Source organism: Pseudomonas sp. Marseille-Q5299, assembly GCF_943737035.1.
Lineage (GTDB): Bacteria > Pseudomonadota > Gammaproteobacteria > Pseudomonadales > Pseudomonadaceae > Aquipseudomonas > Aquipseudomonas putida_E.
This window is the reverse complement of sequence record NZ_CALSFR010000007.1, coordinates 174,792-186,983: the sequence shown is the minus strand read 5'-3', so window position 1 is coordinate 186,983 and position 12,192 is coordinate 174,792. Positions and strand designations below refer to the sequence as shown.

General features: G+C 62.9%; 12 protein-coding genes. 9 read left to right on the top strand and 3 right to left on the bottom strand.

Translation table 11 applies throughout. The features are described from left to right. The first annotated feature begins 14 nt into the window (after positions 1 to 14). The 4 genes from NGJ21_RS19965 (at position 15) to NGJ21_RS19950 (ending at position 6,025) form a co-directional block, all read left to right on the top strand. On the top strand, positions 15 to 485 hold the full coding sequence (locus tag NGJ21_RS19965; RefSeq protein WP_251962559.1) for a curlin: 471 nt from the start codon (positions 15 to 17) through the stop codon (positions 483 to 485). Positions 486 to 501: 16 nt separating this feature from the next. After that, positions 502 to 1,947 carry a curlin gene (locus NGJ21_RS19960; protein ID WP_046785965.1) on the top strand — a complete coding sequence of 482 codons (1,446 nt, stop codon included), beginning with the start codon at positions 502 to 504 and terminating at the stop codon, positions 1,945 to 1,947. A 280-nt stretch (positions 1,948 to 2,227) separates the two neighbouring features. Further along, on the top strand, positions 2,228 to 4,645 hold the full coding sequence (locus NGJ21_RS19955; protein WP_046785964.1) for a glucose/quinate/shikimate family membrane-bound PQQ-dependent dehydrogenase: 2,418 nt from the start codon (positions 2,228 to 2,230) through the stop codon (positions 4,643 to 4,645). Positions 4,646 to 4,756: 111 nt separating this feature from the next. Beyond that, on the top strand, positions 4,757 to 6,025 hold the full coding sequence (locus NGJ21_RS19950; protein ID WP_251962558.1) for a carbohydrate porin: 1,269 nt from the start codon (positions 4,757 to 4,759) through the stop codon (positions 6,023 to 6,025). Positions 6,026 to 6,053: 28 nt separating this feature from the next. Here the strand turns inward: NGJ21_RS19950 and argE are convergent, their stop codons facing one another. Together argE and NGJ21_RS19940 are read right to left on the bottom strand one after the other, a co-directional pair. After that, positions 6,054 to 7,214 carry an acetylornithine deacetylase gene (gene argE / locus NGJ21_RS19945; RefSeq protein WP_251962557.1) on the bottom strand — a complete coding sequence of 387 codons (1,161 nt, stop codon included), beginning with the start codon at positions 7,212 to 7,214 and terminating at the stop codon, positions 6,054 to 6,056. After that, positions 7,207 to 7,884 (bottom strand): DUF1028 domain-containing protein, encoded by a 678-nt coding sequence (locus tag NGJ21_RS19940; protein WP_012314808.1) that lies wholly within the window; start codon positions 7,882 to 7,884, stop codon positions 7,207 to 7,209. Before NGJ21_RS19940 ends, argE begins: the two co-directional genes overlap by 8 nt. A gap of 54 nt (positions 7,885 to 7,938) precedes the next feature. On the opposite strand from NGJ21_RS19940, the gene NGJ21_RS19935 reads away from it, so the two are divergent. The 3 genes from NGJ21_RS19935 to NGJ21_RS19925 are packed head-to-tail and all read left to right on the top strand — an operon-like array spanning position 7,939 to position 9,922. Beyond that, complete coding sequence (locus NGJ21_RS19935; protein WP_144415454.1) at positions 7,939 to 8,172, top strand: hypothetical protein; 234 nt, start codon at positions 7,939 to 7,941, stop codon at positions 8,170 to 8,172. A gap of 14 nt (positions 8,173 to 8,186) precedes the next feature. Beyond that, positions 8,187 to 9,506 (top strand): flavin-containing monooxygenase, encoded by a 1,320-nt coding sequence (locus tag NGJ21_RS19930; RefSeq protein ID WP_046785961.1) that lies wholly within the window; start codon positions 8,187 to 8,189, stop codon positions 9,504 to 9,506. Then, positions 9,506 to 9,922 (top strand): RidA family protein, encoded by a 417-nt coding sequence (locus NGJ21_RS19925; RefSeq protein WP_012314810.1) that lies wholly within the window; start codon positions 9,506 to 9,508, stop codon positions 9,920 to 9,922. The genes NGJ21_RS19930 and NGJ21_RS19925 overlap by 1 nt, the downstream gene beginning before the upstream one ends. Positions 9,923 to 9,959: 37 nt before the next feature. On the opposite strand, the gene NGJ21_RS19920 is transcribed toward NGJ21_RS19925, so the two are convergent. Then, positions 9,960 to 10,865 (bottom strand): LysR family transcriptional regulator, encoded by a 906-nt coding sequence (locus NGJ21_RS19920; protein WP_251962556.1) that lies wholly within the window; start codon positions 10,863 to 10,865, stop codon positions 9,960 to 9,962. 187 nt (positions 10,866 to 11,052) lie between these two features. Between NGJ21_RS19920 and NGJ21_RS19915 the strand changes: the two genes are divergently transcribed. After that, positions 11,053 to 11,439, top strand: a complete 387-nt coding sequence (locus NGJ21_RS19915) for a VOC family protein (RefSeq protein WP_046785960.1) — start codon at positions 11,053 to 11,055, stop codon at positions 11,437 to 11,439. Between the two features lie 76 nt (positions 11,440 to 11,515). After that, positions 11,516 to 12,085, top strand: a complete 570-nt coding sequence (locus tag NGJ21_RS19910) for a hypothetical protein (protein WP_115274587.1) — start codon at positions 11,516 to 11,518, stop codon at positions 12,083 to 12,085. The last annotated feature ends 107 nt before the right edge of the window (positions 12,086 to 12,192 follow it).

Here is a 12,192-nt window from a genome sequence, read left to right as displayed (position 1 = left end):
GCCAGGAGAACGTCATGAAACGCCTTCACCCACTGCTGCTGAGCCTGGCCCTGGGGGGTCAGGCTCAGGCCGACGACCTGATGGACAACGCCGACCTTGCCGCCGGCAGCGACCTCGGTGACCCGGTGATCATCCGCCTGTTACCGGCAGGTGCCGGCCAGGTGGCGGTGATCGAGCAGCTGGGTTCGGGCAACCGCGCCGCCCTCGACCAGAACGGCCAGGCCCTGCTGGGCCGCATCGTCCAGGCCGGGGGCGCACAGGAAGCGTACATCCTGCAAGAAGGTAGTGACCTGATGGCCAGCATCAGCCAACAGGGAAATGGCAACAGCGCGTCGATCCGCCAGAGCGGCACCAGCAACAACGCCAGCATCGAGCAGATCGGCAACGACAACAGCGCCAGCATTGTGCAAGCCGGCTCGGGCCTGAACAGTTCCGTGACCCAGGCCGGCAATGGCCAGCATGTTCAGATCACTCAATACCGATAGACCTGGAGGCACCACCATGTTCAAGCTCGCTCCCCTAAGTGCCGCTATCCTCCTGGCCGTGGCCGGCCAGGTCATGGCGGACGACAGCACCTCGACCCAGTCGCAGACCGGCAACCAGAACATCGCCGAAGTCAGCCAGACCGTCGCGCCCTTCGCCGCCGCCACCCAGAACCAGACCGGCAAGGGCCACAACCACCTGGCGGTGCAGGACACCAGCACCAGCTACATCGACCAGACCGCTAGTGGCTCGTACAACGCCGGCTACGCCGAGCAGTTGGTCGAAAATGGCAGCCAGATCACCCAGCAAGCCGAGGGCACCTACAACGACGCCTTCGCCAGCCAGTCGTTGGGTGAAAACAACCAGGCGCTGCAGATGCAACAAGGCGCCGAGAACCGCTCGACCGTGTGGCAGGATACCCAGCTGGGCAGCCAGGCCACCACCCAGCAGAGCGGCCAGCGCAACGAAGCCTTCGTCGAACAGCTGTTCGGCGGCAGCAACAACAAGAGCCTGGTGAACCAGGACGGCCAGGACAACTATGCCGCTGCCGAACACCTGACGCACAACGACGGCAATATCGAGATCTACCAGCAAGGCAAGCAGAACTGGGCCTATGGCGACCAGCGCGACGGCACCGGCGGCCTCATAGGCATCGATCAGAACGGCACGGGCAACTCGGTGGAAGTCTGGCAGGACACTCAAGTCGGCAGCCAGGCCACCGTCAACCAGAATGGCCAGCTCAACGAAGGCTACATCGACCAGAGCCTGGGCCAGGACAACACTGCCAGCCTGTATCAACAAGGCAAGTCCAACGCCAGCTGGTCCGATCAGTTCGAGACCACCAACTCGACCACCAGCATCTCCCAGACCGGCACCAGCAACCTGCACTTCACCTACCAGACCGGCGACAACCAGAGCCTGACCGTGACCACTCAAGGTACCGGTAACAAGGTCATGGCCAGCAACTGGAAAGGCGAGAAACTTGGCGGGCAGTTCGGCAGCGACCAAACCGCCGTGATCAACCAGAGAGGCACGGAAAACAGCGTCAACCTGACCCAGAACGGTACCTTGCAACTGGCCACCCTGGGCCAGAAAGGCACCAACAACTCGATGGAAACCAAGCAGGCCGACAGCAACAACGAGCTGTACTTCGAGCAGAACGGCACCGACAACATCCTGATCGCTGACCAGCGCGGCATCGACAACTATGCCACCGGCGACACCACCGGCACCGGCAACACCATCACCCTGGACCAGTCCGGCTACGCCAACCAGAGCTTCACCACCCAGCTGTACGGCAGTGGCAACAGCGCCACCATCAAGCAGGCCGATACCGCCAACGTCGCCTACGTGACCCAGGGCGGCGCCGGCAACATGGCGTTCGTCGACCAGAGCGGCGCCAACCAGGCCGCCACCATCACCCAGATGGGCAACGGCAACACGGCCACCGCCACCCAGCGCTAAGCAGCTCCCCCTTGAACCGCAGCGCTTCTCTCCCTGGCGTTGCGGTTCCTTTTTTTGTGCTCCACACGCTATCGGGGCGCCAGGTTATCGGGACGCGGATGTTTTTGACTGCCGGCTGCAACAACCTTTTATGCACTTTTCGCTGCCTGATCTAGACTTTTCGCGACAACCCAGCAAGTTCAAGCCTGCGACAATCAGACTCAGAACATTATGTACCAACTTGTTAATTAGCTTGCTAAGGGCTTAAACTGCGCACATTCCACCTGCTGAGATCCCTGGCATGAACGAAACACCGCGCGCCTCTGGCGCCACAAACATCATCCTGGTCGGCTTGGGCGTGATCATCGCCCTGCTCGGCCTCCTCCTGGCTGCCGGCGGCGTCAAGCTCGCGGGCCTTGGCGGCTCTTGGTACTTCCTGATCGGCGGCCTGGCCATGGCCATCGCCGGCGTACTCATTGCCCGACGCAAGAAAGCCGGTGCCTGGCTGTACGCTGCATTCCTGATCGGCACCGCACTGTGGGCACTGATCGATGCCGGCCTGGTGTTCTGGCCGCTGTTCTCGCGCCTGTTCATGTTCGGTGCTATCGGCATGGTGGTGGCGCTCGTCTACCCGCAGCTGGTACGTGCCAATGGCGGTAGCACTGGCCGTGGTGCCTACGGCATCGCCGGCGTGCTGGCCGTGGTGCTGGTGATCGCTGCGGGCAACATGTTCGTTGCCCATCCAAGCGTCGCGCCTACCGGCAAAGGCCCGGGCATGACCCCGGTCGAAGCCGGCAAGGAGCAGAAGGACTGGGCCCACTATGGCAATACCGAAGGTGGCAGCCGCTTCGCTGCACTGGACCAGATCAACCGCGACAACGTCGACAAGCTCAAGGTCGCCTGGACCTACCGCACCGGTGACGTCGCCGTCAGCGATGGCAACGGTGCCGAAGACCAGCTGACCCCGTTGCAGGTTGGCAACAAGGTGTTCATCTGCACCCCGCACAACAACCTGATCGCCCTCGATGCCGACACCGGCAAAGAGCTGTGGAAAAACGAGATCAACGCCCAGTCCAAAGTGTGGCAGCGTTGCCGTGGCATGGCCTACTTCGACGCTACCGCGCCAGTGGCCCAGCCAACTCAGCCAAACAGCTCGCCGGTAACCGTCGGTAGCGTACCGGCTGGCGCCAACTGCCAGCGTCGCCTGCTGACCAACACCATCGACGGCCGGCTGATCGCAGTCGACGCCGACACCGGTGAGTTCTGCCAAGGCTTCGGCAACAATGGCCAGGTCAACCTGATGGCCGGCCTGGGTGACGTGCCAAACTCCTACTACCAGCTGTCGTCCGCACCGCTGATGGCCGGTACCACCGTGGTGGTAGGCGGCCGTGTCGCCGACAACGTCCAGACCGACATGCCAGGCGGCGTGATCCGTGGCTTCGACGTGTTCACCGGTGCCATGCGCTGGGCGTTCGACCCGGGCAACCCGCAAGACCGCAACGCTCCGGCCGACGGCAGCACCTATGTGCGCAGCACCCCGAACAGCTGGGCGCCGATGTCCTACGACCCGGCGATGAACACCGTGTTCCTGCCGATGGGCTCCTCGTCCACCGACATCTACGGTGTCGAGCGCAGCAAGCTGGACCACACCTACGGCGCTTCGGTGCTGGCCCTGGACGCCACCACCGGCAACGAAAAGTGGGTGTTCCAGACCGTGCACAACGACCTGTGGGACTTCGACCTGCCGATGCAGCCAAGCCTGATCGATTTCACCAAGGACGACGGCAAGTCGGTACCTGCGGTGGTGATCGGCACCAAGGCCGGGCAGATCTACGTGCTCGACCGCGCCACCGGCAAGCCGCTTACCCAGGTTGACGAAGTTCCGGTCAAGCCAAGCAACATCCCGAACGAGCCGTACTCCCCGACCCAGCCTAAATCGGTGGGCATGCCACAGATCGGCGCACAGACCCTGACCGAGTCGGACATGTGGGGCGCCACGCCATATGACCAACTGCTGTGCCGTATCGACTTCAAGAAGATGCGCTACGACGGCCTGTACACCGCACCGGGCACCGACCTGTCGCTGAGCTTCCCCGGTTCGCTGGGTGGCATGAACTGGGGCAGCATATCCACCGACCCGGTCCATGGTTTCATCTTCGTCAACGATATGCGCCTGGGCCTGTGGATCCAGATGATCCCGTCGCAGAACAAAGGCCAGGCCGCTGGCGGTGGTGAAGCGCTGAACACCGGCATGGGCGCCGTACCGCTCAAAGGCACCCCTTATGCGGTGAACAAGAACCGCTTCCTGTCGGTCGCCGGCATCCCTTGCCAGGCACCACCGTTCGGCACCCTGACCGCCATCGACATGAAGACCCGCCAGGTGGCCTGGCAGGTACCGGTCGGCACCGTCGAAGATACCGGCCCGCTGGGTATCCGCATGCACCTGCCGATCAAGATCGGCCTGCCAACCCTGGGCGGCACGCTGTCGACCCAAGGCGGCCTGGTGTTCATCGCCGGCACCCAGGACTTCTACCTGCGCGCTTATGACAGCAGCAACGGTAACGAGATCTGGAAAGCCCGCCTGCCAGTCGGCAGCCAGGGTGGCCCGATGACCTATGTCTCGCCCAAGACTGGCAAGCAGTACGTGGTGGTCACTGCCGGCGGCGCCCGCCAGTCGACTGACCGTGGCGACTACGTGATTTCTTACGCACTGCCGTAAACCGCGTCGCTTTCATCGCCGGCAAGCCGGCCCCCACAGGTTCGTTGAAAGACCTTGTGGGGGCCGGCTTGCCGGCGATGAGGCCCTGAAAGATCAATTCGAGACCCCGCAATGCCATCCGCTATTCGCATCACCTCCCCCCTTCTGCTGGCCCTGGCCAGCACCACCGCCCTGGCCGACGGCGACCTCATGACGCGCAGCACCATGACCGGTGACTGGGGCGGCCTGCGCCACCAGCTTGAAGAAGACGGCATCAAGGTCACCGGCGACTACAGCGGTGAGACCGCGTACAACACCCACGGTGGCCTGCACCGCTCGGCGCGCTATTCGCAGAACCTCAAGTTCGGCGTGCAGTTCGACCTGTCGAAACTGTATGGCCTGGATAACGGCGGCAAGGTCCAGCTGACCATCAACGACCGTCGCGGCAACAGCGCCTCGGAAGACCTGGTGGGCAACCGCCTGCCGATCCAGGAAAACTACGGCGGCCTGTACACCCGCCTGACCGAACTGAGCTACGAGCGCACCCTGTTCACCCCGGCGCTCAACGTCAAGCTCGGCTACATGGCCATGGGCAACGACCTCGGCGGCCTGGACAGCGGCATCCTGTGCAACTTCATGAACGCCGGCTTCTGCGGTCACCCGCTGAACATGTCGGGTGGCAGCGGTTGGGCCAACTACCCCAACGCCCACCTGGGGGTGCGCGTGAAGTACGACCTGTCGCCATCTTGGCAACTGCGCGTGGCGGCGTTCAACGTCGACCCCGAAAGCAACGGCAACTCCAGCCGCGCCTGGCACCTGGGGCCCAAGCACACCACAGGCACCGTGGTGCCGGTCGAGCTGATCTACAAGCTGCAGGGTGAATTGCCGGGTGAATACAAGCTGGGCTACTACTACGACAGCTCCGACGTCAAACGCATTGGCAGTGACGACGAAGTGTCCGGCCGTGGCGGCCATTACCTGCTGATCGACCAAGCGGTGTGGAACGATGCCGGTTTGCCGGGGCGCAGCCTGCATGCCTTCGGCCAGTACTCGGCGTCGAGCAAGGCAGCCTCGCCATTTACCAAGTGGTATGGCGCCGGCGTGGTGCTGTACAAGCCGTTCGAAGGCCGCCCGCGTGACACCGTGGCGCTGGGTTATGGCCGCGCCGTGCCGAACCCGCGCAGCCGTGACGTGCTGGAAGATGCCGCGCTCGATGCCGGGCAGCAGTTCCCGGACATCGACAGCGCCGAGCAATTGATCGAACTGAGCTACGGCTACCAGGCAACGCCATGGCTGAACCTGCGCCCGGATGTGCAGTACATCATCGAGCCTGGTGCCTTCTCCGGGCAGGACATCGACAATGCGCTGGTGGTGGGGCTACAGGTCAAAGCGACCTTCTGATCCCCCGGGGCCGCTGTGCGGCCCCTTTTCAATCCTGCCTGAGGTAATCCACCAGCCTCGACAGCATCGCATCACACCCCTGCAACTGCTCGACACTGACAAACTCATCCGGCTTGTGCCCTTGCTCCATGCTCCCCGGGCCACACACCACGGTGGGGATGCCTGCCTGATCGAACAACCCGCCTTCGGTGCCGAACGCCACAGTACCGAATTCATCCGACCCGCTGAGCAATGCCACCAACCGCGCCGCCTCGCTGTCGGCAGGTGTGGCCAACCCAGGATATGCACTCAAAGGTGCCAGATGAATGGCACTGGCCGCGTTCACGCTGCGCATGCGCGGCAACAATTCGGCCTCGGCATAGGCCTGCAACTGATCGGCCACCGTCTGCGCTTCAAAGCCTGGCAAGGCGCGCACCTCAAAGTCGAATGCACATTCTTCGGGCACGATATTCAGCGCCCTGCCGCCCTTGATGGTGCCTGTCTGCACCGTCGAGAACGGCGGATCAAAGCGCTTGTCGTGCTGTTCGGGCAGCGCCAGCGCGTCACCAATCTCACCCAGTTTGCCGATCAGCCTGGCGGCATATTCGATGGCATTCACACCATACGGCGCATAGGCCGAATGGCACGCCGCGCCGTGCACCTGGCAACGCATGGCCAGCTTGCCTTTGTGGCCGAGCACCGGTTTTAGCTCGGTAGGCTCGCCAATCAGGCAAAGCCGCGGCTTGTCAGGCCGCTGTTCGAGCGCGGCGAGCATCGAGCGCACCCCCAGGCAACCCACTTCCTCGTCATAGGAAAACGCCAAATGCACCGGCATGCGCAGCGGCTGCGCAAGAAATGCGGGTACTGCCGCCAGCGCCGAGGCAATGAAACCTTTCATGTCCGCCGTACCACGGCCATACAGGCGCCCATCGCGTTCACTCAGGGCAAACGGTTCGACCGTCCAGGCCTGGCCATCCACCGGCACCACATCGGTATGCCCGGACAGCACCACGCCGCCAACATCAGCGGGGCCGATGGTAGCGAACAGGTTGGCCTTGGTGCCTTCAGGGTTATGGAACAGTTCGCTGTCCACGCCCTGTTCGGCCAGATAGTCGCGGATGAAGCCGATCAGCTGCAGGTTGGAGTCGCGGCTGACCGTGGCATAGCCGATCAGCCGGGCCAACAGGGCGCGGCTGGTGAACTCACTCATCACCCGGCACCCCATAGCTCGGTGCAGTCGTCGGGTTCAGCGCGCGGGTAACGTAGTCCTGCATCTGCGGGCGGTACGCCTGCCACAGACCATCGAGCACGCCGATCGGGTTTTCATCGGCCCAGTCCACGCGCAGGTCCACCAGCGGCCAGGTCAGCTCGCCCGCGATCTTCAGCGCCGCCGAGTGCACCGGGCCTGCCTCGCCACCTGCAGCCATTGCCGCATGCATGGCCGCCAGCAGGCGATCAGCCAGGTGCCCGCCGGCCTGTTCGAAGGCTTGCACCATGGCTTCGATGACCTGTACCGAAGACAACAGGTTACCGGCCGCCGCGCATTGCTCACCGGCCACGGCGTTGTGCACACCCAACGCCTGCTTGCCGGTGAACAGCGCCACCTGGCCATTACTGTCGATCACCGTGACCTGGCGGTACTCGCTCCAGCCATTGGCGCTGAGCACCCGGTCCAGCGCTGCCGCAGGCGGCAGCTGGCCCTGCTCCAAGGCATCGAGGATCTGTGGGCCAAGCGCCGGCAAGGTGATGTTCTGGGTGGCAACGGCGCCGACGCCTGCACGTACCCAAGGGCAACGCGCCCCTACGGCGATGCTCGACGAACTGATGGCGATACCGACCTGGCCGGTTTCCTGGCAGCGTCCGATGATGGAGAAGGTCATGAAAAGGCTCCTGTTGTTCTGGGCGATTGCAGGCATTCTGGGCAGAACCTTTTAGTGAGCGAAACCACCTTTTTCCTGTGCCTTGAGCAGGAAAAAACTAAGGCCGCGCACAGCCACGCAAAACAGCCCGAAACCCCTGCCACCCTTCCTGTAGCCCTTGTGCAGCAAGGCCTTCGCCGTTTTATCGGCAAGTACTCGTTAAATACTAATTTCGCGATTTTCCGTGCATCCCTAGTCTGGCCCCAGGTAACGGCGGTCCTCCAAACCGACCTGACAAAAACCGCCTGAACAAGGGCTCGGACATGACACTGAATACAATCGAAATCGACACCCTCGTCGTCGGCGCCGGCCAGGCCGGCGTGGCCATGAGCGAACATTTGAGCAAGCTCGGCGTGCCGCACCTGGTGCTGGAGCGCAAGCGTATCGCCGAGGCCTGGCGCACTGGCCGCTGGGATTCGCTGGTCGCCAATGGCCCGGCCTGGCATGACCGCTTCCCCGGCCTTGAATTCAACCTCGACGCCGACGCCTTCGCCGGCAAGGACCAGGTTGCCGACTACTTCGAGCAATACGTACGCAAGTACAACCTGCCGGTGCGCACCGGCATCGAGGTGAAGAAGGTGGTGCGCAATGCCGACCGCCCCGGCTTCACCATCGAAACCAACGAGGGGGTGATCCGGGCCAACCGTGTGGTGGCCGCCACCGGCCCGTTCCAGCGCCCGGTCATCCCGGCCATCGCGCCCAAGGACGAGCACCTGCACCAGATCCACTCCGCCGCCTATTTCAACCCCGGGCAACTGCCTGAGGGCGCAGTGCTGGTGGTAGGTGCCGGCTCCTCCGGCGTGCAGATCGCCGAAGAGCTGATGCGCGCCGGGCGCCAGGTGTACCTGTCGGTCGGCGCCCACGATCGTCCGCCACGGGCTTATCGCAACCGCGACTTCTGCTGGTGGCTGGGCGTGCTGGGCGAATGGGATGCCGAGATCGCCAAACCTGGCCGCGAGCACGTGACCATCGCCGTCAGCGGTGCCCGTGGCGGCCACACCGTAGACTTCCGCGCTCTCGCCCATCAGGGCATGACCCTGGTCGGCCTGACCCAATCGTTCGACAACGGTGTTGCACGCTTCCAGGACAACCTGGCCGACAACATCCGCCGCGGCGACGAAAACTACCTGGCCTTGCTGGACGCTGCCGATGCCTATGTCGAACGCAACGGCCTGGACCTGCCGCAAGAGCCCGAAGCACGCAAGCGCCTGCCGGACCCGGCTTGCGTCAGCAACCCGCTACTGGAATTGGACCTGGCCAAGGCCAATGTCACCAGCATCATCTGGGCCACCGGCTACGGCGTGGACTTCAGCTGGCTGCAGGTCGACACCTTCGATGCCAATGGCAAGCCCCAGCACCAGCGCGGCGTGTCCCGCGAACCGGGTGTGTACTTCCTCGGCCTGCCCTGGCTGTCGCGCCGCGGCTCCTCGTTCATCTGGGGCGTTTGGCACGACGCCAAGCACGTCGCTGGCCACATCGCCACCCAGCGCACTTACCTGGCCTACCGCGACCGCGAACAGCGTGAAGCGGATGAGCAGCAAACTACCTCGATCAGCAACGTCAGCACCCTCGGAGCCCACTGATGCCTACCCATACCCGCATCCGCATGTTCAACACCAAGGTCACCTACCCTAACCAGACCTTGGACAACGACCTGTGCCAAGCCGTGCGCGCCGGCAACACCATCTATGTGCGCGGCCAGGTAGGCACCGATTTCGAGGGCCGCCTGGTGGGCCTGGGCGACCCTCGGGCGCAGGCTGAGCAAGCGATGAAGAACGTCAAGCAACTGCTTGAAGAAGCAGGCTCCGACCTGTCGCATATCGTCAAGACCACCACCTACATCACCGACCCGCGCTTCCGTGAGCCGGTGTACAAAGAAGTGGGCAAGTGGCTCAAGGGCGTGTTCCCGATTTCCACCGGGCTGGTAGTGGCGGGCCTGGCCCAGCCTGAATGGCTGATGGAAATCGATGTGATTGCGGTGGTGCCGGATCACGCTTGATTGAGTGAGGTGCTGGGGCGCGCTGCGCCCCGGTCATCTACATCCTGCCCAGTTCTTCCCGGCAAAACTCCACGAAAAGCTGCGCCGGCTTGGTCAACTGCACCCGCTTCAAACGCGCCGCAGCCAACCCCGACAACGCCACCGGCTCGGCAATGTCCACCGTCACCAGCTTCTGCCCGTCATACGTGCATTCTGAATGCGGCCGGGTCACCAGCAGCGAAAAGCCGAACCCCTGCCCCACCATCCCGCGCACCATCTCGATCGACGGCGAACTGAAGACAATGTTCGGCGTAAGACCCATCTCGTTGAACAGGCTGACGAAGTAGGTACGGCTCGGCGCCACATCCAGAAGGATCATCGGCTCCGGGCACAAGTCACGCAGTGACACCTGCGACTGGCCGGCAAAGCGGTGCTTTTCAGGAAGCAATACGTAGGGCTTTTGAGGGGCCATCAGCGGCTCAGCCTCGATGGTGCCATCCAGGTCATGATCGTAGAGAAACGCCAGGTCGAACGTACCCGCCGTCAAGCCCTGGATCAGCTCCTGCTGCTCGCCGTCGCGCAAACGGATGTCAACGCCCGGGTAGCGTTCGCGAAAACCGGCGATCAGGCGTGGCAGGTACAGCGGGGCCACGGTTTCGAAGCAGCCAATATCGATCTGGCCGGCCACGGTATCGTTGTCGGCCAGCGCGTTCTGCTCGAACTCGTGGGCCATCTGCAGCAACGATTTGGTCTTGGCGTAGAAGCGTTTGCCGCTGGGGGTGAGCGAAACACCTTGGGCATGGTGGCGGATGAACAACTGCACACCAAAGCTTTCTTCCAGGCTCTTGATCGCTGTGGAAATGGACGGTTGCGCGATGTACAACTGGCGCGATGCCTCGGCAACGCTGCCGGCCTCGACGGTGGTGACGAAGTATTTGAGTTGTCGCAAGGTATAGGAAGCCACAGGCACCTCTGTGGCGCCGCTAGCGGCGCCCTTTTGAATTATCCTGCCACTTTACCGTGCCGTTGCAGTGGCGGGCGGCGCGGTGATGAAGGATTTGCCTATGGCTTGAACATATTCTTGCTTTGCCACGCCCGGCTGCAAAACGTCTTTACTGGAAGGTAAACAGCCGCAGGAACGGTGTGAGCCTATGAAAATCGTTGTCACCAGCATCCTCGTCGACGACCAGGCCAAGGCCTTGGCTTTCTACCACTACGTACTGGGTTTCGAGCCCAAGGACGACATCCCCATGGGCCAGTACCGCTGGCTGACCCTCACTTCTCCCAACGAGCCCAACGGCGTTCAGCTGGTACTGGAGCCCGATGCCCACCCAGCGGCCAAGACCTACAAGGCAGCGCTTCGCCAGGACGGTATCCCGGCGACGTCGTTCGGCGTGCGCGACATTCAGGCCGAGTACACGCGCTTGTGCAAGGCCGGGGTCAGGTTCACCAAACAACCCACCGACCTGGGCCCGGTCACCGTCGCGGTGTTCGACGATACCTGCGGCAACCTGATCCAGATCGCTCAGAAACATTGACCCTGGCCCATGGCAGGCCAGGCTGCCATTGGCTAAAGTTGCCGCTATTCCCGGTGCGCTAAAACAAGGAAAAACAATGCGCCACGAATTCAGCGAAGTGCTCAACGACCTGATCGATTACTTTCTGGTCGGGGACATTCAGTTGCTCGACCGCTTCAAGCACGACAATGACTTGCCCGATGACCTGGCCAGCGAATTCACCCACACCGACAGCGGCGACAGGGCCGTGCGCGAAGGCATCGTCATACCCTTGGCCGGCATCGACAACCTGCCCTACCACATCATTTTCACCCTCGAAGGTGACACTCCCGCCTTGCTCGAGCCCGGCAGCCGCCTGAAACACCGACGCGACGGTTATGTGCTACGGGTCGAGAACCGTGCGGTGATGGTGTACACCTGGCGCATCCTCCAGCATTTCACCAACAAGACCCTCGGTGACCTGCTCGCCCGCTACCAAGTGCCGGGGCGGCCGATCATCGAGCTGGATAACGGCTGGTATGACGTCGAAGTACTGGGCGGCGCGGTCGTGCGTGAGGGGCTGTACGAGCCAGCGTTCGAATTCGTGTTGACCAAGCGCTCAAGCCGCTGTGAGGCCAAGGACGTGGATATCGGGTATGCCTTTACCCTGCGTGGTTACTTCGACTGATTGCTCTCAAGCTTGCAGCGCAGGTAAGCAGGGCGAAAGTGACAGCAAAATATTCCAGGCAGAATCGGCTGGTACGGGACAGCCAGGTTGTCAGCATCGGCGGATAT